The organism is Blastococcus sp. SYSU D00813 (genome assembly GCF_054050735.1).
This window is the reverse complement of record NZ_JBJGZX010000001.1, coordinates 261,460-283,224: the sequence shown is the minus strand read 5'-3', so window position 1 is coordinate 283,224 and position 21,765 is coordinate 261,460. Positions and strand designations below refer to the sequence as shown.

At 75.6% G+C, this 21,765-nt stretch carries 23 protein-coding genes; 9 read left to right on the top strand and 14 right to left on the bottom strand.

Going from position 1 to position 21,765, the window contains the following annotated elements:
- Positions 1 to 112 precede the first annotated feature (112 nt).
- Genes ACI8AX_RS01390 through rpsP form a run of 5 tightly spaced genes read right to left on the bottom strand, consistent with a single transcriptional unit; the run spans position 113 to position 2,623 of the window.
- On the bottom strand, positions 113 to 613 hold the full coding sequence (locus ACI8AX_RS01390; protein WP_456547991.1) for an NUDIX hydrolase: 501 nt from the start codon (positions 611 to 613) through the stop codon (positions 113 to 115).
- On the bottom strand, positions 606 to 1,355 hold the full coding sequence (trmD, locus tag ACI8AX_RS01385; protein WP_456547990.1) for a tRNA (guanosine(37)-N1)-methyltransferase TrmD: 750 nt from the start codon (positions 1,353 to 1,355) through the stop codon (positions 606 to 608). Before trmD ends, ACI8AX_RS01390 begins: the two co-directional genes overlap by 8 nt.
- The gene (rimM, locus tag ACI8AX_RS01380) at positions 1,352 to 1,888 is read right to left on the bottom strand and encodes a ribosome maturation factor RimM (RefSeq protein WP_456547989.1); all 537 of its coding nucleotides are present in this window, start codon (positions 1,886 to 1,888) and stop codon (positions 1,352 to 1,354) included. The genes trmD and rimM overlap by 4 nt, the downstream gene beginning before the upstream one ends.
- Positions 1,889 to 1,900: 12 nt before the next feature.
- Positions 1,901 to 2,137, bottom strand: coding sequence for an RNA-binding protein (locus ACI8AX_RS01375; RefSeq protein ID WP_456543673.1), 237 nt, complete (start codon positions 2,135 to 2,137; stop codon positions 1,901 to 1,903).
- Between the two features lie 3 nt (positions 2,138 to 2,140).
- Positions 2,141 to 2,623 carry a 30S ribosomal protein S16 gene (gene rpsP, locus ACI8AX_RS01370; protein WP_456547988.1) on the bottom strand — a complete coding sequence of 161 codons (483 nt, stop codon included), beginning with the start codon at positions 2,621 to 2,623 and terminating at the stop codon, positions 2,141 to 2,143.
- 141 nt (positions 2,624 to 2,764) lie between these two features.
- On the opposite strand from rpsP, the gene ACI8AX_RS01365 reads away from it, so the two are divergent.
- Positions 2,765 to 3,175 carry a VOC family protein gene (locus ACI8AX_RS01365; protein WP_456547987.1) on the top strand — a complete coding sequence of 137 codons (411 nt, stop codon included), beginning with the start codon at positions 2,765 to 2,767 and terminating at the stop codon, positions 3,173 to 3,175.
- Here ACI8AX_RS01365 and ACI8AX_RS01360 read toward each other — a convergent pair.
- On the bottom strand, positions 3,172 to 4,920 hold the full coding sequence (locus ACI8AX_RS01360) for a proline--tRNA ligase (RefSeq protein WP_456547986.1): 1,749 nt from the start codon (positions 4,918 to 4,920) through the stop codon (positions 3,172 to 3,174). The two genes, ACI8AX_RS01365 and ACI8AX_RS01360, sit on opposite strands and share 4 nt — an antisense overlap.
- 79 nt (positions 4,921 to 4,999) lie before the next feature.
- Complete coding sequence (locus ACI8AX_RS01355; protein WP_456547985.1) at positions 5,000 to 5,647, bottom strand: hypothetical protein; 648 nt, start codon at positions 5,645 to 5,647, stop codon at positions 5,000 to 5,002.
- A gap of 104 nt (positions 5,648 to 5,751) precedes the next feature.
- On the opposite strand from ACI8AX_RS01355, the gene ACI8AX_RS01350 reads away from it, so the two are divergent.
- The gene (locus ACI8AX_RS01350; RefSeq protein WP_456547984.1) at positions 5,752 to 6,444 is read left to right on the top strand and encodes a response regulator transcription factor; all 693 of its coding nucleotides are present in this window, start codon (positions 5,752 to 5,754) and stop codon (positions 6,442 to 6,444) included.
- Complete coding sequence (locus ACI8AX_RS01345; protein ID WP_456547983.1) at positions 6,441 to 7,688, top strand: ATP-binding protein; 1,248 nt, start codon at positions 6,441 to 6,443, stop codon at positions 7,686 to 7,688. The genes ACI8AX_RS01350 and ACI8AX_RS01345 overlap by 4 nt, the downstream gene beginning before the upstream one ends.
- On the opposite strand, the gene ACI8AX_RS01340 is transcribed toward ACI8AX_RS01345, so the two are convergent.
- The 6 genes from ACI8AX_RS01340 to ACI8AX_RS01315 form a co-directional block, all read right to left on the bottom strand.
- Entirely contained in the window at positions 7,685 to 8,683 is a 999-nt protein-coding gene (locus ACI8AX_RS01340; protein WP_456547982.1) for an amidohydrolase family protein, read from the bottom strand. The two genes, ACI8AX_RS01345 and ACI8AX_RS01340, sit on opposite strands and share 4 nt — an antisense overlap.
- Positions 8,684 to 8,775: 92 nt before the next feature.
- The gene (ffh, locus tag ACI8AX_RS01335) at positions 8,776 to 10,344 is read right to left on the bottom strand and encodes a signal recognition particle protein (RefSeq protein WP_456547981.1); all 1,569 of its coding nucleotides are present in this window, start codon (positions 10,342 to 10,344) and stop codon (positions 8,776 to 8,778) included.
- Positions 10,345 to 10,417: 73 nt separating this feature from the next.
- Entirely contained in the window at positions 10,418 to 10,609 is a 192-nt protein-coding gene (locus ACI8AX_RS01330; RefSeq protein ID WP_456547980.1) for a hypothetical protein, read from the bottom strand.
- A gap of 79 nt (positions 10,610 to 10,688) precedes the next feature.
- Positions 10,689 to 13,070: a [protein-PII] uridylyltransferase gene (locus ACI8AX_RS01325; protein ID WP_456547979.1), complete on the bottom strand. Its 2,382-nt coding sequence runs from the start codon at positions 13,068 to 13,070 to the stop codon at positions 10,689 to 10,691.
- A 130-nt stretch (positions 13,071 to 13,200) separates the two neighbouring features.
- On the bottom strand, positions 13,201 to 13,539 hold the full coding sequence (locus ACI8AX_RS01320) for a P-II family nitrogen regulator (protein ID WP_456543681.1): 339 nt from the start codon (positions 13,537 to 13,539) through the stop codon (positions 13,201 to 13,203).
- A complete protein-coding gene (locus ACI8AX_RS01315; protein ID WP_456547978.1) occupies positions 13,536 to 14,903 on the bottom strand; it encodes an ammonium transporter in 1,368 nt (455 codons plus the stop codon). Before ACI8AX_RS01315 ends, ACI8AX_RS01320 begins: the two co-directional genes overlap by 4 nt.
- Positions 14,904 to 15,255: 352 nt before the next feature.
- Between ACI8AX_RS01315 and ACI8AX_RS01310 the strand changes: the two genes are divergently transcribed.
- From ACI8AX_RS01310 to ACI8AX_RS01295, 4 genes are read left to right on the top strand one after another with little or no spacing between them, the layout of a single operon-like run.
- Positions 15,256 to 15,963 (top strand): energy-coupling factor ABC transporter permease, encoded by a 708-nt coding sequence (locus ACI8AX_RS01310; RefSeq protein ID WP_456547977.1) that lies wholly within the window; start codon positions 15,256 to 15,258, stop codon positions 15,961 to 15,963.
- Positions 15,960 to 16,316 carry a PDGLE domain-containing protein gene (locus ACI8AX_RS01305; protein WP_456547976.1) on the top strand — a complete coding sequence of 119 codons (357 nt, stop codon included), beginning with the start codon at positions 15,960 to 15,962 and terminating at the stop codon, positions 16,314 to 16,316. Before ACI8AX_RS01310 ends, ACI8AX_RS01305 begins: the two co-directional genes overlap by 4 nt.
- Complete coding sequence (gene cbiQ / locus ACI8AX_RS01300) at positions 16,317 to 17,099, top strand: cobalt ECF transporter T component CbiQ (protein WP_456547975.1); 783 nt, start codon at positions 16,317 to 16,319, stop codon at positions 17,097 to 17,099.
- A complete protein-coding gene (locus ACI8AX_RS01295) occupies positions 17,096 to 17,842 on the top strand; it encodes an energy-coupling factor ABC transporter ATP-binding protein (RefSeq protein ID WP_456547974.1) in 747 nt (248 codons plus the stop codon). The genes cbiQ and ACI8AX_RS01295 overlap by 4 nt, the downstream gene beginning before the upstream one ends.
- A 42-nt stretch (positions 17,843 to 17,884) precedes the next feature.
- Here ACI8AX_RS01295 and ftsY read toward each other — a convergent pair whose 3' ends face one another.
- Positions 17,885 to 19,111, bottom strand: a complete 1,227-nt coding sequence (gene ftsY / locus ACI8AX_RS01290) for a signal recognition particle-docking protein FtsY (RefSeq protein ID WP_456547973.1) — start codon at positions 19,109 to 19,111, stop codon at positions 17,885 to 17,887.
- A gap of 72 nt (positions 19,112 to 19,183) precedes the next feature.
- Here ftsY and ACI8AX_RS01285 point away from each other — a divergent pair, with 72 nt between their 5' ends.
- Together ACI8AX_RS01285 and ACI8AX_RS01280 are read left to right on the top strand one after the other, a co-directional pair.
- Positions 19,184 to 20,872 carry an alkaline phosphatase D family protein gene (locus ACI8AX_RS01285; protein ID WP_456547972.1) on the top strand — a complete coding sequence of 563 codons (1,689 nt, stop codon included), beginning with the start codon at positions 19,184 to 19,186 and terminating at the stop codon, positions 20,870 to 20,872.
- Between the two features lie 4 nt (positions 20,873 to 20,876).
- Complete coding sequence (locus ACI8AX_RS01280) at positions 20,877 to 21,704, top strand: endonuclease/exonuclease/phosphatase family protein (RefSeq protein WP_456547971.1); 828 nt, start codon at positions 20,877 to 20,879, stop codon at positions 21,702 to 21,704.
- The last annotated feature ends 61 nt before the right edge of the window (positions 21,705 to 21,765 follow it).

Here is a 21,765-nt window from a genome sequence, read left to right as displayed (position 1 = left end):
GGACAGCGGGGCGCCCCGGCTGTCCGACCCGGGGAGCTGCGGCTCAGGCGTGGTGCCGAGCCCCATCGGCGAGGCCGACGGTCGTGCAGCAGCTAGCCATTCTGCCACGACTTCAGGCCACGAAGCGCGGCGGCCCCCGGTGCGGGCCGCGCAGCAGGTCGGCCAGGGCGTCGGCGAGGTCGGCGGGGGCGAACGTCTCGTCGCTGGCGGCGATCTCGGCCACGGTCCACCAGCGGTGCGGCTCGTCGCCGAGGACCTCGAGGTCGGTGCGGCCCGAGGCGTCGACGGTGTGCTCGACGTCGCGCAGCACGAAGAACGTCTCCCGCGAGTCGATGTCGACGCCGCCGAAGGCGCCCACGTGGCGGCGGAACCACACCGGCCCCTCCAGCGCGGCCGGGTCGGCGACCAGCCCGATCTCCTCGGCGAGCTCGCGGACGGCGGCCGCGCGCACCGACTCGCCGTCCTCCACTCCCCCACCGGGCGTGTACCAGAACAGCACGTCGCCGGGCAGCTCGTCGGGTCCGGACAGCCGCGCGCCGAGCAGCAGCACCCGCCCGGCCGGGTCCAGCACGAGGACCCGCGCCGTGGGCCGGACCCACGCCCGCTCAGTCACCGTCGAGGACGGCCCGGTCGACCGCGGTCAGCGCCTCGTCGGGCAGCGCGGCGAGCAGGTCGGGACGGCGGACGGCGGTGCGGCGCAGCGACTCCGCGCGCCGCCACCGGGCGATCGCGGCGTGGTCGCCCGACAGCAGCACCGGCGGCACGTCCCGGCCCCGCCACGACGCCGGCCGGGTGTAGGAGGGACCCTCCAGCAGGCCGTCGGCGTGCGAGTCGAACTCCACGGACTCCCGGTTGCCGACCACCCCGGGCAGCAGCCGGGTCACCGCCTCGACCATGACCAGCACCGCGGACTCCCCGCCGGCCAGCACGTAGTCGCCGATCGAGACCTCCGAGACCGGACCGGCGTCGGCGGCCCACTCGGCGACCCGCTGGTCGATGCCCTCGTACCGGCCGCAGGCGAAGACCAGTCCCGGCTCGGCCGCCCAGGACGCCGCGACCGCCTGGGTGAACGGGCGGCCGGCCGGGGTGGGCACCACGAGCCGGGTGCCGGGCGGGCGCACCTGCGCCAGGGCCCGCGCCCACGGCTCGGGGCGCATGACCATGCCGGGCCCGCCGCCGTACGGGGCGTCGTCGACGGTGCGGTGCAGGTCGTCGGTCCACTGCCGCAGGTCGTGCACGCCGATCGAGACCAGGCCGCGCTCGGCGGCCTTGCCCAGCAGCGACTGGCGCAGCGGCGCCAGGTACTCGGGGAAGATCGTGACGACGTCGATGCGGAAGGGCACGGGCGCGGTCACAGGTCCAGCAGCCCCTCGGGCGGGTCGACGACCACGAAGCCCCCGGCGAGGTCGACGGTCGGCACGATCGCGGAGACGAACGGCACCAGCACGGTGCCTCCCCCGGCACGCCGGACGACGAGCAGCTCGGTGCCCTCGTGCCGCACGGCGGTGACCTCCCCCAGCGGGGACCCGTCGGGCAGTCGGGCGGCCAGCCCGACCAGCTGGTGGTCGTAGAAGGCGTCGGGGTCGTCGAGCTCCGGGAGGTCGGCGACCGGCACGTGCAGCTCGGTGTCGCGGAGCTCCTCGGCGGCCTCGCGGCTGTCGAGCTCGACGCCGTCGGGTCCGGCCAGCCGCAGCAGGAGGACCTCGCGGTGCCAGCGGCGGCCGGCGACGGTCAGGGGCCCGCGGTCGGCGGGCTCGGTGCGCAGGACGGCACCGGGGGCGAAGCGCAGGTCGGGGTCGTCCGTGCGGACCTCGACGGTGACCTCACCACGGACACCGTGGGGCCGGCCGATGCGGCCGACCACCACGGTGTCGTCGGGGGTGCTCAAGGTGTGGTGCGCTCAGCGCCCGTCGGTGTCGACGACGTCGACCCGCAGGCCCCGGCCACCGACGCCGGTCATCACGGTGCGCAGCGCCTTGGCGGTGCGCCCGCCGCGGCCGATGACCTTGCCGAGGTCGTCGGGGTGGACCCGCACCTCGAGGGTCTTGCCGCGGCGGCTGGTCAGCAGGTCGACCTGGACGTCCTCCGGGTGGTCGACGATGCCCTTGACCAGGTGCTCGAGCGCCTCTTCGACCACGTCTTACTCGGCGGGCGTCGAGGTGGCGCCGGCGGCCGCGCCCTCGCCACCGGCAGCCGAGGCCTCGGCCACGGTGTCGGCCGGCGACTCGGTCTTCGGGGCGGCCTTCTTCTTCGGGGTGGTGGCGCCGGCGGCCGGCTCGTCACCGCCGGAGTTGCGGACGGCCTCCTCGTAGAGGGCCTTCTTGTCCGGCTTCGGGGCGGCGACCTTCATGGGCGGCGGCGCGGCCTCGCCCTTGAACTTCTGCCAGTCGCCGGTGACCCGGAAGATGGCGGCGACGGCCTCGGTCGGCTGCGCGCCGACACCCAGCCAGTACTGCGCCCGCTCGCTGTCGACCTCGATGAAGGAGGGGTCCTCCTTCGGGTGGTACTTGCCGATCGTCTCGATCGAGCGGCCGTCGCGCTTGGTGCGCGAGTCGGCGACGACGATCCGGTAGTACGGGGCGCGCATCTTGCCCAGGCGCATGAGCTTGATCTTGGTGGCCACGGTGGCTCGTGTTCTCCTCGAACGCTGTCTGTCGGTGCTCGCCGGACGGACGCGTGGGGTACGCCGGGGCGGAGCCAGGGACACGGGCGGGCACGGTGAGAGGGCCGCGCACGGCGTGTTCGACCGACCATGATGCCAGACGTGACGACCGGGGATCGAGCCAGCCGGGGTCTGCTGCACCACGTCGAGCTGTGGGTGCCCGACCTGGCCCGCGCCGAGCGCTCGTGGGGCTGGCTGCTCGGCCGGCTGGGCGCCGAGCCCCACCAGTCGTGGGCGCACGGCCGGTCGTGGCGGCGCGGGGACGTCTACGTCGTCGTCGAGCAGTCCCCCGACCTGGCCGGCGACCGGCACGAGCGCCGCGCGCCCGGGCTCAACCATCTCGCGTTCCACGCCGGGACGCCGGCCGAGCTCGACGCCCTCGTGGCCGAGGCGCCGGCGCACGGGTGGCGGCTGCTGTTCGCCGACCGCCACCCGTTCGCCGGGGGCCCGGACCACCGCGCCGCCTACCTGGAGGACGGCGACGGCTTCGAGGTGGAACTGGTCGCGAGCTAGCCGCGGACGGCGGCGAGCACCCGGCCGGCCGCCTCGGCGACCGGCACCTCCTCGCGCTCCCCGGTGGCCCGGTCGCGCAGCTCGACGACACCCTCGGCCAGGCCGCGGCCCACGGTGACGATCGTCGGCATGCCGAGCAGCTCGGCGTCCTTGAACTTCACCCCGGGCGACACCTTCGGCCGGTCGTCGTAGAGCACGGTCAGCCCGGCGCCGACCAGCGCCTGCGCCAGCTCCTCGGCGGCGGTGAACACGGCGGCGTCCTTGCCGGTGGCGACGACGTGGACGTCGGCCGGCGCGACCTCGCGCGGCCAGACCAGGCCGAGCTCGTCGTGCGTGGACTCGGCGATGGCCGCCACCGCGCGGGAGACGCCGATGCCGTAGGAGCCCATCGTCACCGTGACGAGCTTGCCGTTCTCGTCGAGCACCTTGAGGTCGAGGGCCTCGGCGTACTTGCGGCCGAGCTGGAAGATGTGGCCCATCTCGACGCCGCGGGCCAGCTCCAGCGGGCCCGAGCCGTCCGGCGCGGGGTCACCGGCGAGCACCTCGGCGGCCTCCACCACGCCGTCCCAGGTGAAGTCCCGGCCGGCGACGAGGTCGAACACGTGCTTGCCGGCCTCGTTCGCGCCGGTGATCCACCGGCTGCCCGAGACCACCCGCGGGTCGACCAGGTAGCGGATGCCCGACGCGCTGTCGGCGCCCAGCACCTGCGGGCCGATGTAGCCCTTGACCAGCGCCGGGTGCGCGTCGAACTCGGCGAACGGCTCGACCTCGGCCGGCGCCACCTGGGCCTCCAGCCGCTTGGCGTCGACCTCGCGGTCGCCGGGGACGCCGATGGCGACCGGCTCGCGCGTGCCGTCGGGGTGCACCAGCGTGACGAGGACGTTCTTCAGCGTCGACGCGGCCGTGTAGCCCTCGTCCGGGAACATCTGCTGCGCGACCGCGACCAGGGTCTCGATCGTCGGGGTGTCGGGGGTGTCCTCGACGTGCGCGGCCGGCAGCCCCTCGAGCGGGATCTCGTCGGGGACGACGGTGGTGACGGCCTCGACGTTGGCCGCGTAGCCGCCGGCGGAGCGGACGAAGGTGTCCTCGCCGATCTCGGTGGGGTGCAGGAACTCCTCGCTGCGCGACCCGCCCATGGCGCCGGACATCGCCGAGACGATCACGTACTCCAGGCCCAGCCGGTCGAAGACGCGGATGTAGGCGTCGCGGTGGGCGGCGTAGCTCTTGTCGAGCCCGGCGTCGTCGACGTCGAAGGAGTAGCTGTCCTTCATCGTGAACTCGCGCCCGCGGAACAGCCCGGCCCGGGGCCGCGCCTCGTCCCGGTACTTGGTCTGGATCTGGTACAGCGACAGCGGCAGGTCCTTGTAGGACGAGTACAGGTCCTTCACCAGGAGCGTGAACATCTCCTCGTGGGTGGGTCCGAGCAGGAAGTCGTTGCCGCGGCGGTCCTGCAGCCGGAACAGGTTCGGGCCGTACTCGGTCCACCGGTTGGTCGCCTCGTAGGGCTCGCGCGGCAGCAGCGCCGGGAAGTGCACCTCCTGGGCGCCCATCCGGTCCATCTCCTCGCGGACCACCCGCTCGACGTTCCGGAAGACCCGGTAGCCCAGCGGCAGCCAGGTGAACCCGCCGGGTGCGGCCCGGCGGATGTAGCCGGCGCGCACGAGCAGCCGGTGGCTGGGGACCTCCGCGTCGGCGGGGTCGTCGCGCAGGGTGCGCAGGAACAGGGAGGACATCCGGAGGAGCACGGCGCCGATCCTCCCAGGCGGCAACCGGCCACCGCCCCCCGTATCCGGCGGGGGACGGTGGCCGGCGTCCTCCGCGGGGTCAGTCGTCGGAACCGTGCCCCCCGCTGTCGTCCCCGCCGCGGTCGCCGCCGTTGTCGTCACCGGGCGGGTCGTCCGAGCCGTGGCCGCCGCCGGAGTCCCCGCCGTCGTCGTCACCGGGCGGGTCGTCCGAGCCGTGCCCGCCGCCCGACGTCGAGGGAGCCGACGGGACGGAGGCCGACGGGCTGCCGGTGGGGCCGGCGGACGGGGCGCCCGCGGAGGTGGTGTTCGAGTCGTCGGGCACGAAGGTCGGGACGCCGTCGGTGCAGAGGACGTGCACCTCGACCTTCTGTTCGCCGCTCTCGAACTCCATCTCGCCGGGGTCCGGGGAGTCGTCGACCGACCAGCCGGCGGCGGGCGCGCCGGCCACCACGGGGGACCCGCTGGAGCAGTCGGCGTAGACGGTGCCGCCGACGGTGACGTACTCACCGGTGGCCGGCAGCGCGGACGGCGCCGAGGTCGCCGTGGGGTCGCCGGTGGGGACGGCGGTCGAGGTGGTCGCGGGCGGGGTGGCGGTGCCGGTCGCACCGGCGAGGGAGGTGCCCGGGGACGCCGAGGCGTCCACCAGGGACACCGCGAGGAACCCGAGCCCGACGGCGGCGGCCGCGGACGCGGTCCAGGCGGCCCCGAGGAGGAGTGGTCGTCTCATGCAGCAGACCCTCCGTCCGTCACGGTCAAGGCCGGGTTAAGGCCGGGACAAACCCCGCTCAGGATGCGGATCCGGCCCGCGCCGGGACGCTAGCGTCCCGCGGCGTGGCCCAGGTACTGGTCGTCGAGGACGACGAGCGCATCCGCACCGCGCTCGTGCGCGCCCTGCGCGAGCGCGGGCACGTCGTGACCACCGCCGGCCTGGCGCTGGAGGGCCTGCGCCTGGCCGTCGAGCAGCGCCCCGACATCGTCGTCCTGGACCTGGGGCTACCCGACCTCGACGGCGCCGAGCTGCTGCGGATGCTCCGCGCGGTCTCCACCGTGCCCGTGGTGGTGGCCACCGCCCGGGACGACGACGACGCGGTGGTGCAGGCGCTGGACGCCGGTGCGGACGACTACGTGCGCAAGCCGTTCCGCGCCGACCACCTCGAGGCGCGGATCCGGGCGGTGCTGCGCCGCACCGGGGCGGGCGCGGACACCCCGCCCGCCCCGCTGGTCGTGGGCGCGCTGGCCGTCGAGCCGCACAGCCGCCGGGTCACCTACGGCGGGGCGCCGGTCGAGCTCAGCCCCAAGGAGTTCGACCTGCTGGCCTACCTCGCGGCGCGGCCGGGCACGGTGGTGTCCAAGCGCGAGCTCCTGGCCGAGGTGTGGCGGCTGCCCTACGGCGGCTCGGACAAGACCGTCGACGTCCACCTGTCCTGGCTGCGCCGCAAGCTGGGCGAGACCGGCGCGGAGCCGCGGCTGCTGCAGACGGTGCGCGGCGTCGGCGTCCGGCTGGCCGAGCCCGGGCAGCCGTGAGACGGCAGATCACCCTGCTGGTCGCGGCGACGACCTCGGTGGTGCTGCTCGCCTTCCTGCTCCCGGCCGCCGCCCTCGTCGCCCGCGTGGCCGAGGCGCGGGCGCTGGACGCCGCACAGGCCCAGGTGCAGTTCCTGACGCCCTCGGTCGGGCTGTCCGACCGGGCGCAGGTCGCCGCCGACCTCGTGGGCACCTCGGGCGCGCTCGACGTCGCGGTGCTGTGGACCGACGGCGAGTGGCTGGGCGAGCACCGGCCGGGCGGTCCGGACGGCGCGGTCGCCTCCGCCGCCGTCGTCGAGGAGGACGACGGGTCGCGGGTGCTCCAGCCGGTGCGCCGCGGCGACGGCACCGCGGTCATCGAGGTGTTCGTGCCCGCCGAGCAGCTGCGCAGCGGGGTGCTGCGGACCTGGCTCGTGCTCGGCGGGCTCGGCGTCGTGCTCCTCGGGCTGGCGCTGCTGGTCGCCGACCGGCTGGCCCGCTCGCTCACCCGCCCGGTCACCGACCTGGCGACCACGGCCCGGCGGCTGTCGGCCGGGGACCTCGCCGCGCGCACCACCCGGTCGGGCCCGGCGGAGGTCCGGGACGTCGGCGAGGCGGTCGACCAGCTGGCCGGGCGGATCGGCGAGCTGCTGGACGCCGAGCGCGAGGCCGCCGCCGACCTCGCGCACCGCCTGCGCACCCCGCTCACCGCCCTGCAGCTGGACGCCGAGGCCCTGCCCCCCGAGCACCGGGCGCGGCTGCTCGACGACGTGGAGGCGCTCGACCGCGCCGTGGACCAGGTGATCCGGGAGGCCCGTCGTCCCGTGCGCGAGGGGCTGGTCGCCGGCTGCGACGCGGTCGCCGTCGCCGTCGACCGGGCGCACTTCTGGTCGGCGCTGGCCGCCGACGAGGACCGGACGCTGCACGTCGAGCACGCTGACGGGCCGCTGCCGGTGCGCGCCTCGTCCGACGACCTGGCCGCCGCCCTGGACGCCCTGCTGGGCAACGTCTTCGCGCACACCCCGGACGGCACCCCGGCGGGCGTGGCCGTGCGGCCCCGGGAGGGCGGCGGCGCGGTGGTGGTCGTGCGCGACGCCGGCCCCGGCATGCCCGCGGGCGCACTCCGGCGCGGGCACAGCGGCGGCGGCTCCACGGGCCTGGGCCTGGACATCGCCCGGCGGACGGCGGAGGCCTCCGGTGGTGCGCTGCACGTGCGCTCGTCGGCCGAGGGGACCGACGTCGTCCTGGAGCTCGGGCCCGCCTAGCCCCGCGGGCGGTGCACCCGCCCGCGCAGCACCGTCAGCGACGGGCGGGCCAGGACGTCGAGGTCGGCGCGCGGGTCGGCGGCGTAGACCACCAGGTCCGCCGGAGCGCCCTCGACCACGTTCGGCAGGCCGAGCCAGGTGCGCGCCGCCCACGACCCGGCGGCCAGGGCGGCCTCGGCCGGCAGGCCGGCCGCGGCCAGCGCGCGGATCTCGTCGGCCACCCGGCCGTGGTCGATGCCGCCGCCGGCGTCGGTGCCGGCGAAGACCGGGACGCCGGCCTCGTGGGCGGCTCGGACGACGGCGCCGGAGTTCGCGTACAGCCGCCGCATCGTCGACGCGTACGCCGGGAAGCGCTTCTCCCCCGCCTCGGCGAACCCGGGGAAGTTCTCCACGTTGACCAGCGTCGGGACGACGGCGGTGCCCCGCGCGGCCATCTCGCCGATCAGCTCCTCGGTCAGCCCGGTGCCGTGCTCGACGCAGTCGATGCCGGCCCGGATCAGGTCGGGCAGGGCGTCGGTGCCGAAGGTGTGCGCGGTGACCTTCGCGCCCTCCTCGTGGGCGGCGGCGATGGCCGCGGCGACCACGTCGGCCGGCCACTCCGGCGCGAGGTCGCCCACCGACCGGTCGATCCAGTCGCCGATGAGCTTCACCCAGCCGTCGCCGCGGCGGGCCTGCACCCGGACCTCGGCGACGAGGTCCTCGGGCTCGAGCTCGATGCCCAGGCCCGGCAGGTAGCGGCGGGTCCGGGCGATGTGCCGGCCGGCGCGGATGACCCGGGGCAGGTCCGGCTCGTCGTCCAGGGCGCGGGTGTCGACCGGTGAGCCGCAGTCTCGCAGCGCCAGCACCCCGGCGTCCCGCTCGGCCAGCGCCTGCTCGCGCAGCCCCTCGAGCGTCTCGACGTGCCCGCCGCCGCGGGCGATGCCCACGTGGCAGTGCGCGTCGACCAGCCCGGGCAGCACGAACCCGCCGCGGGAGACCGTCTCGGCTCCGGGCACCGGGTCGAGCGTGATCCGCCCGTCGCGGACCCACAGGTCGCGGTGCTCAGCCTCCGGGAGGACGACGCCCGCGAGGTGGAGCGCCGGCGCCGTCAGCGCCCGCCGTCCTTGAACTGGTCGAAGTTCAGCTTGGTGAGGTCGGGCATCCCCTGGCCCGGGGGCAGGCTCGGCATCCCGCCGGGCATGCCACCGGGCATCGCGCCGAAGGGGTTGCCGCCCGGGGGCAGGCCGGGAGCGCCCATGGGCCGGCGCGCGGGCGCCTTGCCCTTGCCCTTCTTGCCCTTGCCCTTCTTGGACTGGGCCTGCATCTGCCGCCCGCGGGCCTTCTTCGACATGGGACCCATGCCGGGCAGGCCCATGCTCCCGGCCATCTGGCCCATCATCTTCTGGGCCTGGGCGAAGCGCTCCAGCAGCTGGTTGACGTCGGTGACGCTGACGCCCGAGCCGTTGGCGATGCGGACCCGCCGCGAGGCGTTGATGATCTTGGAGTTGACCCGCTCCTCGGGCGTCATCGAGCGGATGATCGCCGCGGTCCGGTCGAGGTCGCGGTCGTCGATCTGCTTGAGCTGCTCCTTCATCTGCCCGGCGCCGGGCAGCATGCCGAGCAGGTTGGCGATCGGGCCCATCTTGCGGATCGCCATCATCTGCTCGAGGAAGTCCTCGAGGGTGAAGCCCTCGCGGGAGGCGAGCTTGCCCGCCATGCGCTCGGCCTGGTCGGCGTCGAACGCCTGCTCGGCCTGCTCGATGAGCGTGAGCACGTCGCCCATCCCGAGGATGCGCGAGGCCATCCGCTCGGGGTGGAAGACGTCGAAGTCGGTGAGCTTCTCGCCGGTGGAGGCGAACATGATCGGCTGGCCGGTCACGTAGCGGACCGAGAGCGCCGCGCCACCGCGGGCGTCGCCGTCGAGCTTGGTGAGCACGACGCCGGTGAAGCCGACGCCGTCGCGGAACGCCTCGGCGGTGGTCACCGCGTCCTGGCCGATCATCGCGTCGACGACGAACAGGGTCTCGTCGGGGTGGACGGCGTCCCGGATGCCGGCTGCCTGCGCCATCAGCTCGGCGTCGATGCCCAGCCGGCCGGCGGTGTCGACGACGACGACGTCGTGCATGGTCCGGCGGGCGTGGTCGATCGAGTCCGCGGCGACCTTGATCGGGTCGCCCACGCCGTTGCCGGGCTCCGGCGCGTAGACGTCGACCCCCGCCTGGCCGGCGACGATGGCCAGCTGGTTCACGGCGTTGGGCCGCTGGAGATCGGCGGCGACGAGCAGCGGCGTGTGCCCCTGGCTCTTGAGCCACTTGCCGAGCTTGCCGGCGAGCGTCGTCTTGCCGGCGCCCTGGAGGCCGGCGAGCATGATCACCGTCGGCGAGGTCTTGGCGTAGCGCAGCCGGCGGGTCTCGCCGCCGAGGACCTGGATGAGCTCCTCGTTGACGATCTTGATGACCTGCTGCGCCGGGTTGAGCGCCTGGGAGACCTCGGCGCCGCGGGCGCGCTCCTTGACCGCGTTGATGAAGGCCCGCACCACCGGGAGCGCGACGTCGGCCTCCAGCAGCGCGATGCGGATCTCGCGCGCGGTGGCGTCGATGTCGGCGTCGGTCAGCCGGCCCTTGCCGCGCAGACCGGTGAAGACCTTGTCCAGGCGGTCGGAGAGGGTCTCGAACACAAGCCGTCCTCAGGGGAGAGTTCGGGCGCGGGCAGACCGCGCCTCCTGCCCCCAGGGTATCGAGGTGTGCCGCTCAGGCGGCCCGGCGCACGGCGACCGCCGTGACGGCCGCCGCGGGGTCGGCCAGCAGCGCGGTGCCGCAGTCGGCGCAGACCCACTCGGGGCACTCGCCGCCGTCGTCGGTGTGCCCGTCGGCGCACGGCGGCTGGACGAACGCCCGGACGTCGCTGCAGTCGGGGCAGGGCCACTCGCGGATGTCGGACACGTCGCGCTCCTCTCGCACCAGACGGGACCGTTCCGTCTCACCCCGAGGAGAACACGCGCCCCCGACAGGACCGGGGACCTCAGCCCGGCGTGTCCCCGCTCCCCCGCCGGCTGCCCACCGGCTCCGGCGTCCCCCGCGCGGCGCTGACCAGCGCGACCTCGACCCGCGCCCGCTGGGTGGCGCCGATCGGCTCGCGCGTGGCGTTGCACACGTAGAAGTAGTCGGCGGCGTCGGCGCCGAGGGTCTCGACGCGGGCGGAGGTGACGTCCAGGCCCTCCCCGGCCAGCGCCGCGGTGAGCCGGTACAGCAGCCCCGCGCGGTCGCCGGCGCGCACCTCCACGATGCTGTTCTGCTCCCCGCTGGCCTCCGAGTCGTGCCAGGAGATCCGCGGCGGCGCCGCGCGGGTGCCGTCCTGCCGGTAGTCGGCCTCCCGCTGCCGCAGCCGCTCGGCCAGCGGCAGGGTCCCCTCCAGCGCCGCACGGACGGCGTCGGCCAGGATCGACGCGTCCGGGGCCCGGCCGAACCGCGGGCGCACCGCGAAGACCGCCGTCGCCCGGCCGTCGAGCACGTTCACCTTCGCGGCGCGCACGTCGAGCTGGTTGAGCGCCATCACGCCCGCCAGCACGCTGAACAGCCCCCGCCGGTCGGGGGCGCCGACGGTGATCTGCTGGCCGTCGGCGACGTCCTCGATGCCGACCGCGACGGCCTCGGCGCACTCCGGCGACGCCGCGGTCACCTGCGGCGCCGTCGGCTCCAGCACCGGCTCGGGGTCGCGGGCGCCCCCCGTGCTGCCCAGGGAGCCCTGGACCCGGGCGACCAGCGCGGCCACGAGGTGCGCCTTCCACGGGGACCAGGCCGACGCCGACGTCGCCGCGCCGTCGGCCTGGGCCAGGGCGTGCAGCAGCTGCAGCAGCGCCGGGTCGCCGCCGAGGGTCTCGGCGACCCGCGAGATCGTCGCCGGGTCGTCGATGTCGCGCCGGGTGGCGGTGTCGGGCAGCAGCAGGTGGTGGCGCACCATCGCGGCCAGCGTCGCGACGTCGGCCGGCGCGAAGCCCATCCGGGTGGCGATCTCCGCGCCGATCGGCTCGCCGACGACGCTGTGGTCGCCGGGCCAGCCCTTGCCGATGTCGTGCAGCAGGGCGCCGACGAGCAGCAGGTCGGGGCGGTCGACGTCCCGGGTCAGCTCGGCCGCGGCGGCCGCGGCCTCGACCAGGTGGCGGTCGACGGTGAAGCGGTGCCACGGGTGGCGCTGCGGCAGCGACCGGACGCGGTCCCACTCCGGCAGCAGCGGGGCCCACAGGCCCTCCTGGTCCAGCTGCTCGATCACCGGGACGGCGCTGCGGCCGCTGGCCAGCAGCCGCAGGAACGACCACCGGACCTCGGCCGGCCACGGCTCGGGGACCGGTGGGCTGTGCACCGCGAGGACCTTCAGCGTGTACGGCGACAGCAGCAGGTCGGAGCGGGCGGCGGCGGCCGCGCCGCGCAGCACGAGGCCGGGGTCGGCGGCCGGCCGCGCGTCGCGGGCCAGCACCACCTCGTCGCCCTGGCGGACGACGCCGTCGGCCAGCGGCTCGCGGTGCACCCGGCGGTAGCGGCCGCGCGGACGGCGGACGAGCGCGGACTCCACCCGCCGCCAGGTCTCGTCGGCCACGAACGCCAGCCGCCGGCCGGCGAGGCTGACCTCGCGCAGCAGGGTGTCCTCGTCGGCGAGGCCGAGGGCCACGGCGACCGGGCGCTGCTCCTGGCGCACCAGCACGTCGGAGGCCCGGCCCGAGCGCGCGCGCAGCTCGTCGCGGACGTCGAGGAGGAAGGCGTAGGCCGCCTCCGCCTCGCGGGAGGGGTCGTCGGCCAGCTGGGCGGCGGCGACCGCGCGCAGCACCTGGCCCTCGCGCAGGCCGCCGTAGGCCTCCTTGAGGTCCGGCTCCAGCAGGAAGGCCAGCTCGCCCACGCGCCGGGCGCGGTCGCGGCGCAGGTCGCGCAGCTGGGGCAGCAGCCGGGACGCCGACTGCCGCCAGCTGCCGAGGGTGGCCGTGCGCAGCCGGGCGGCGAGGTCGGCGTCCCCGGCGACGAGGCGGGCGTCGAGCAGACCGAGCCCGGCCTTGGCGTCGGTGGAGGCGACGGCGACCGCCTCGGCGACCGTGCGCACGGAGTGGTCGAGCTTGAGACCGGCGTCCCACACGGGGTACCAGACGGCGTCGGCGAGGGCGGCGATCTCCGGGCGGCCGTCGTGGACCAGCACCAGGTCGAGGTCGCCGTGCGGCGGCATCTCGCGGCGGCCGAGGCTGCCGACGGCCACCAGCGCCAGCCCCTCGGTGCCGGTCCGGGGCGCGGCGGCGCCGCGGCGGGTCGCCGGCGGCGGCGTGCCCGCGACCGCGTCGTCGAGCAGGCCGGCCAGCCAGGCGTCGAGGGCCTGCACCCGCTGCGCCCGCGGCAGCGCGGGCAGCGAGTCGGTGTCGAGCACGTCTCCCCCATCGGGTCGGCAGGGTCGGTACGGCAGGGTCGGTACGGCAGCGGCGCGCTCGGCGCCGGGGTGGGAACACGTCGGCCGGGGTGGCGGGGTCGCCCCCGCCGCCCCGGCCGACGTCCTGCTCCTAGAGGGCGTCCGCGCCGCGCTCGCCGGTGCGGACCCGCACGATCTCGTCGATCGTGGTCACCCAGACCTTGCCGTCGCCGATCTGGCCGGTGGAGGCCGACTCGACGATGGCGTCGACGACGCGGGCGGCGTCGAGCTCGCTGACGACGATCTCGATGCGGACCTTCGGGACGAAGTCCACCTGGTACTCCGCCCCGCGGTAGACCTCGGTGTGGCCCCGCTGGCGGCCGAAGCCCTGGACCTCGCTGACGGTGAGACCCGCGATCCCGATCAGCTCGAGGGCGTTCTTGACGTCGTCGAGCTTGAACGGCTTGACGATGGCGGTGACGAGCTTCACACCCGGCTCCCTTCGATGTTGCGGGCCATGCCCTCGCTGGATCCGGCCCGGGCCTGCTCACGCAGCGTGGGACCGCTGCCGCCGCCGAGCGAGTCGAGGTCGTAGCCGGACTCGGCGTGGATCGTGGTGTCGATGCCGGTGACCTCCTCCTCCTCGGTGATCCGGAAGCGCATGACCTTCGAGATCACGAAGCCGATGACGAGCGTGAGCACGAAGGAGTACACCAGCACGACCAGCGCACCGACGGCCTGCTTGCCCAGCTGCGACAGCCCGCCGCCGTAGAAGAGGCCGTCGATGCCGGCGGTGGAGGCCGCGGTCCCGAACAGGCCGACGGCGAGGGTGCCCCACAGGCCACCGACGAGGTGGACGCCGACGACGTCGAGCGAGTCGTCGTAGCCGAGCTTGTACTTCAGGCCGACGGCCAGGGCGCAGACGACGCCGGCGACCAAGCCGAGGACGATCGCGCCGACCGGCGACACCGCCGAGCAGGCCGGGGTGATGGCGACCAGGCCGGCGACGACACCGGACGCGGCGCCCAGCGAGGTGGCGTGGCCGTCGCGGATCTTCTCGGTGGCCAGCCACCCCAGGACGGCGGCGGCGGTCGCGGCCAGCGTGGTCACGGCGACCTCGGCGGCCTGGCCGTTGGCGGCCAGCGCCGAGCCGGCGTTGAAGCCGAACCAGCCGAAGAACAGGATCCCGGAGCCGAGCATCACCAGCGGCAGGTTGTGCGGCCGCATGGGGTCGCGCCCGAAGCCGCGGCGCTTGCCCAGGACGAGCGCGAGGGCCAGACCGGCCGCACCGGCGTTGATGTGCACGGCGGTGCCGCCGGCGAAGTCGACGGCCAGCAGGTCGTTGGCGATCCAGCCGCCGGTCTCGGACTCCGCGCCGTCGAAGGCGAAGACCCAGTGCGCCACCGGGAAGTAGACGATCGTCGCCCAGACGCCGGCGAAGACCATCCACGGGCCGAAGCGGGCGCGGTCGGCGATCGCACCGGAGACGAGCGCCACGGTCAGGATGGCGAACATCCCCTGGAAGGCGACGAAGGCCATGGACGGCACCGTGAAGACGAGCTCGTCCGCGGCGAAGCCGCCGTCGAGCCCGGCGGTGCCCATCAGGCCGTCGAGGCCGAAGAACTCGAACGGGTCGCCGAGCAGGCCGCCGCCGATGTCGTCCCCGAACGCCATCGAGTAGCCGTAGAGGACCCACAGCACGCCGATGAGGGCGATGGCGCCGAAGCTCATCATCATCATGTTGAGAACGCTCTTCGCGCGGACCATGCCGCCGTAGAAGAGCGCGAGTCCCGGGGTCATGAACAGCACCAGCACGGCGCTGATCAGCACCCAGGCGGTGTCGCCGGTGTCCACGGCAACCTCCTGACGGTGTCGGGGTGGCCCCGTCACGGTGACGGGCCACGGAGTCGGACCCGGGGGCCCCGGGTGCGAGGGAGGGACGGGCTCCCGTCCCTGGGAGCGACCGGCGTTCACGGTGCCGCCCCGCTGTTTCACCTGGACGCCTCCGGCTGTTTCCGGACGGTGAACTCCGCGCCGCGTGTCCGGCCGACGTGTTTCGCCGCTGTTGCGCGGGCCCCGGGAGGTGACCGGCTGCACAGGCCCGGGCCCACCTGCGACCCCGTCGCAGTTGCGAGGGAGGTGCAATAAGCTCGCCCGCGGCCGGGCCCGCCGGCTGCGGTCCCGTCCCGCCACCCGTGGAGGCAGCGTGCACGTACCCGACGGCTTCCTCGACGCCCCGACCTCGGTGGCCACGGGCGTGGTGGCCGCGGGGACCGTCGCGGTCGCGCTGCGCGGCGCGCGCCGCGAGCTCGACGAGCGCACCGCTCCCCTGGCGGGCCTGACGGCCGCCTTCGTCTTCGCCGTGCAGATGATGAACTTCCCGGTCGGCGCCGGGACCAGCGGGCACCTGATCGGCGGGGCGCTGACGGCGGTGCTGGTCGGGCCGTGGACGGCGGTGCTGTGCATGACCGTCGTCCTGGTGGTGCAGGCCGTCCTGTTCGCCGACGGCGGGCTCACCGCGCTGGGCACCAACGTGACGCTGATGGGCCTGGTCGCCGTGGCGCTGGGCTACGGGGTCTTCCGGCTCCTCGTGCTCGTGCTGCCGCGCACCCGCACCGGCGTGCTCGCCGGCGCGGCCGCGGGCGCGTTCGTGTCCGTGCCGGCCGCGGCGCTGGTGTTCGTGGGGCTGTTCGCCGTCGGCGGCGTCGCCGACGTCTCCCTGGGCGCGGTGGCCGCGACGATGGGCGGCATCCACCTGCTCATCGGGCTGGGCGAGGCGGCGATCACCGTCGCCGTCCTCAGCGCCGTCCTCGCCGTCCGGCCCGACCTGGTGCACGGGGCGGCGCACCTGCGCCGGCCCGCCGACCTGGCCCCGCGGCCGGTCGTCGCGCCGGCCGCCGGGAGCGCCCGGTGACCCGCCGCAACCGGGCCTTCCTCGTCGTCGGCGTGCTGGTCACCCTCCTGGTCGCCGGCGTCGGCAGCTACTACGCCTCCTCCTCCCCCGACGGTCTGGAGTGGTCGGCCGAGGAGGAGGGCTTCGGCTCCACCGCCCGCGACAGCGCCACCGCCGACTCGCCGCTGGCCGACTACGCCGTCGACGGGGTGGACGACGGACGGCTGTCCGGCGGCCTGGCCGGCGTCATCGGCGTCGCGGTCACCCTCGTGCTCGCCGGCGGGCTCACGCTGGCGCTGCGCCGCCGGGGTGGGGCGGCGCCGGAGGCCGGCGACCTGCCCGGCGAACCGGTCGCCGCCGACCGGGCGGGCTGAGTGGGCGCCGGGCACGGCGGGGTCCTGGGCGCCGCCTACGTCCCGGGGTCGGGCGTCGTCCACCGGCTGCCCGCGCACGTCAAGCTCGTCGCGGTCGTCGCCTTCGCGCTGGTCGTCGTCACGACCCCGGTGCACGCCGAGTGGGCGTGGGCGGCCTACGCGGGCTTCCTCGCGCTCGTGCTGGCGGTGGCCGCGCTCGCCCGGCTGACCCCGCGACGGCTGGCCCGCGGCCTGGCGGTGGAGCTGCCCTTCGTCGTCTTCGCGCTGCTGCTGCCGTTCGTCTCGCGCGGACCGCGGGTGGAGGTCGCGGGGCTGTCGCTGTCCGAGAGCGGGCTGGCCGCCGGCGGCGGGCTGCTGGCCAAGGCCACGCTCTCGGTGCTGGCCGCCACGGTGCTCGCGGCCACCACGGAGGCGCGGGAGCTGCTGCGCGGGCTGGAGCGGCTGCGGCTGCCGGCCGCGCTGGTCCAGATCCTGTCGTTCATGATCCGCTACGCCGACGTCGTCTCCGGCGAGCTGCGGCGGATGCGTGTGGCACGGGAGTCCCGCGGCTTCCGCCCCCGCCACCTCGGCGCGCTGCGGGTGCTCGGCCCGGCCGCGGCGTCGCTGTTCGTCCGCTCCTACGAGCGCGGCGAGCGGGTCCACCTGGCGATGCTGTCCCGCGGGTACACCGGCCGGCTCACCGGCGCCCCGGCCGCCGCGGTCGCCCCGCGGCAGTGGGTCGCCGGCCTGAGCCTGCCCCTGGCCGCCGCCGCCGTCCTCGGGGCGGGGATGCTGGTCGGGTGACCGACGTCCCCAGCCTCCTCGTCGAGGACGTCGCCTTCGCCTACCCCGACGGGCACCAGGCGCTGTACGGGGTCGACCTGCGGGTCGGCCGCGGCGAGCGGGTGGCGCTGCTGGGCCCCAACGGCGCGGGCAAGACCACGCTGGTGCTGCACCTCAACGGGGTGCTGCGCGGCGGCCGCGGCCGGGTGTCGGTGGCCGGGCTGCCCGTGGAGAAGCGCACGCTGCAGGAGGTGCGGCGCCGGGTCGGCGTCGTCTTCCAGGACCCCGACGACCAGCTGTTCATGCCGACCGTCGGCGAGGACGTCGCCTTCGGGCCGCGCAACCTCGGCCTGCCCGAGGAGGAGGTCGCCGCCCGGGTGGCCGCGGCCCTGGACCAGGTCGGCATGACCGGCGTCGCCGAGCGCCCGCCGCACCACCTGTCGTTCGGCCAGCGCCGCCGCGTCGCCGTCGCCACGGTGCTGTCGATGCACCCGGAGGTGCTGGTGCTCGACGAGCCGTCGTCCAACCTCGACCCGGCCGGGCGGCGGGAGCTGGCCGAGGTCCTGCAGGCCCTGCCGGTGACCATGCTGATGGTCACCCACGACCTGCCCTACGCCCTGCAGCTGTGCCCGCGCTCGGTGGTGCTCGACGGCGGGGTGGTCGTGGCCGACGGGCCGACCCGCGAGCTGCTGGCCGACGCCGACCTGCTGGCCCGCCACCGCCTCGAGCTCCCCTACGGCTTCGACCCCACCCGGGTCCCGTAGCGGAGTGCGGGAGTGCAGGTCTCCTGCGCTCCCGCACTCCGTTCACTCGCCGCCGACGAGGGCCTCGGCGAAGGCCTCGGGCTCGAACGGCGCCAGGTCGTCGGCGCCCTCGCCCAGGCCGACCAGCTTCACCGGGATGCCGAGCTCGCGCTGCACCGAGACGACGATGCCGCCCTTGGCCGTGCCGTCGAGCTTGGTGAGGACGACGCCCGTGACCTCGACGGCCTCGGTGAACACGCGCGCCTGGACGACGCCGTTCTGCCCGGTCGTGGCGTCGAGGACCAGCAGCACCTCGGTGACCGGCGACTGCTTCTCGACGACCCGCTTGATCTTGCCGAGCTCGTCCATCAGGCCGGACTTGGTGTGCAGCCGCCCGGCGGTGTCGACGACGACGGTGTCGACCTCGGCCTCGACGCCGGTGCGCACCGCCTCGAACGCGACCGACGCGGGGTCGGCGCCCTCCTTGCCGCGGACGGTGAGCACGCCCACCCGCTCGCCCCACGTCTCGAGCTGGTCGGCCGCGGCGGCGCGGAACGTGTCGGCGGCGCCGAGGACGACGCTGCGCCCGTCCCCGACCAGCACGCGGGCGATCTTGCCGACCGTCGTGGTCTTGCCCGCGCCGTTGACGCCGACGACCAGGACGACGCCCGGGCGCCCCTCGCGCCGCTCGACGCCCAGGGTCCGGTCGAGGTCCGGGCCCAGGACGGCGGTCAGCTCGCGCACCAGCAGGGCGCGCAGGTCGGCCCCTGACCCGGTGGCCAGCACCATCGACTGGGTGCGCAGCCGGTCGACGATCTGGGTGGTGGCCGCGACGCCGACGTCGGCGGCCAGCAGCGTCTCCTCGATCTCCTCCCAGTCGTCCTCGGTCAGCTTCTCCCGGGCGAGGACGGTGAGCAGCCCGCGGCCCAGCGACGACTGCGAGCGGGCCAGCCGGGCGCGCAGCCGGACCAGCCGGCCGGCCGACGGCGGCGGCGTCTCGAACAGCAGCCCCGGCTCGGGCTCGGCCGGCGGCAGCTCCACCGGCTCGGCCGGCCGGGTGTCCTCGGCCGGCGTGGTGCCCAGGCCGCTCGCGGTGGCGCCGGAGTCCGGTCGGGGCTCGGCCGGCGGGGCCGTGGGCGGAGCCTGCGGGGGGCGGGGACGGGTCAGCGTCGTGCCCGCCACGGCGTCGTCGTCCAGCCGGGTGGTGCGCCGTCCCCGGCTCACCAGCAGGCCGGCGCCGACGAGCAGGGCGACGACGAGGATCGCGACCGCGATCAGCACGAACTCCATGCCGTCAGTCTCCCAGGCGACTCACCACCCGCACCGGGCACGACCCGGGGTCGGGGTGGGAGGCTCGCCCGCATGCCGCTGACCGCCGGGAGCACCCCGGCCCTGCTGATCGGCCCGCTGCTGCGGCACGTCGACCCCGTGTCGGCGACCGTCTGGGTGGAGACCGACCGCGCCTGCGAGGTCGAGGTGCTGGGCCGCCGGGCGCGCACGTTCTGCGTCGGCGGCCACCACTACGCCCTCGTGGTCGTGGAGGGGCTCGAGCCGGGCAGCTCCACGCCCTACGAGGTGCACCTGGACGGCGCCCGCGCCTGGCCGGACGCCGCGTCGACCTTCCCGGCCAGCCGCATCCGGACGCCGGGCGGGCCCGGCCCCTTCACCATCGCGTTCGGCTCGTGCCGCTACGCCACCCCGACCACCGTCGCGCTGTCGGAGGGGATCCCGCCCGACGCCCTCGACGTCTACGCCGCCCGCATCGCCGGCCGCCCCGAGGACGAGTGGCCCGACGCGCTCGTGCTGCTCGGGGACCAGGTCTACGCCGACGAGCTCACCGGCCCCACGCGCGAGTGGCTGTCGCTGCGCCGCGGCCGGCCGGTGGCCGAGGACGGCCAGGTGGTCGACTTCGAGGAGTACACCCGGCTCTACGCCGAGTCCTGGAGCGACCCGCAGGTGCGCTGGCTGCTGTCGACGATCCCGTCCTCGATGGTCTTCGACGACCACGAGATGATCGACGACTGGAACACCTCGGCCGCCTGGCGCCGCCGGGTCACCGCCACCGACTGGTGGACCGAGCGGATCAGCGGCGGGCTGGTGAGCTACTGGGTCTACCAGCACCTCGGCAACCTCAGCCCGCAGGAGCTGTCCGGCAACGCCGTCTGGCAGGCCCTGCAGCAGCGGACCGACGACAGCGACGACGCCGAGCCGGTGCTCCGGGAGATGGCGGTGGCCGCCGACGGCGACCCGCGGTCGATCCGCTGGAGCTACGTCCGCCACTGGGGCGACGTGCGGATGGTGATGGTCGACAGCCGCGCCGGCCGGGTCCTCGACGAGCAGGCGCGCCGGATGCTGGACGACCAGGAGTTCGAGTGGGTCGAGGCCGCCATGCGCAACGCGGTGGACGACGGCGTGGAGCACGTCGTCCTGGGGACGTCGCTGCCGTGGCTCCTCCCCCACGCCATCCACCAGATCGAGCGCTGGAACGAGACGCTCAACGTGCGGCACGAGGGGAAGCTGCGCGGCCGGCTCGCCGAGAAGGTGCGGCAGGCCGCCGACCTGGAGCACTGGGCGGCGTTCGGGCACTCCTTCGAACGGCTGGGCGCGGCCGTCGTCTCGCTGGCGCGCGGGGAGGCCGGCCGGGCGCCGGCCACGGTGCTCGTCCTGTCCGGCGACGTGCACCACGCCTACGCGGCGGAGCTGTCCGAGCCCGGCGGTCTGACCTCCCGGGTGCACCAGCTGACCGTGTCGCCGCTGCACAACCAGGCCCCGCACCCGATCAAGGTGGGCTTCCGGATGGGCTGGAGCCGCTGGGCCCGCCGGCTGATGACCGGCATGGCGAAGCTCGCGAGGGTCGAGCCCTCGCCGCTGGACTGGACCAAGGCCGCCGGGCCCTTCTTCGGCAACCAGGTCGGTGAGCTGGTGCTCGACGGGCGCAGCGCCCGCTTCCGGCTGCTCGTCGCCGACGAGCGCACCCGCGCCACCCAGGAGCTCCGGGAGGTGCTGGACCTGCCGCTGACCGACCCGGTGCCGGCGGAGGTGCCAGGCTGACCACGTGAACGACGCAGCGACCGACTCCTCCGGGCACCGGCCCGCTCCGGGTCCGGACCAGCCGCCGATCCCCGTCCGCCTCGTCACGTTCAACACCCACCACGGCGTGGGCACCGACGACCGGCACGACCTGGCCCGCCTGGCCACGGTGCTCGCGGCCGCCGACGCCGACCTGATCTGCCTGCAGGAGGTCGACCGGCACTTCGGGCCGCGCAGCGAGGACGTCGACCAGGCGCTGCTGCTCTCCCGCGCGCTGGACATGCAGCTGGCGTGGGGGCCGGCGATCGACGAGCCGCGCAGCGAGGGCGGGGACCGGCGGCAGTACGGCAACGCGCTGCTGTCGCGGCTGCCGGTGCTCGTGAGCGACGTCCACCGGCTGCCCGGCAGCGGCGAGCCGCGCAGCGCCCTGCAGACGATGGTCGAGCTCGACGGCGGCACCCTGTGGGTCACCGCCACCCACCTGACCACCACCTCGGCGGCCGAGCGGGCCGAGCAGGTGGCCGCGCTGGCCGCCCTGCACACCGACGGGATGGCGACCGGTGTCCTGGTCGGGGACTTCAACACCGCCCCCGACGCCGCCGAGCTCGAGCCGCTGCACCGGCGCTTCACCGACGCGTGGGAGCTGGCCGGGGAGCGGGAGGACCGGGCCGGCTGGCGCTTCTGGCACAGCGGGCAGGGCATGACCCACCCCGCCGGCTCGCCGCGGCGCCGGATCGACCAGGTGTGGGTGACGGCGGGCGTCGAGGTGACCTCGGCACGGGTGCTCGACGCCGAGGGCGCCTCGGACCACCTGCCGCTGGTGGTCGACCTGCTGGTCCCCTCCGGCGTCTGACCGGCCTCGCGGTCCGCCCCCCTCCGGGGCACCGCCCCGAGCTCGCGGGGGGTGGGGAGGC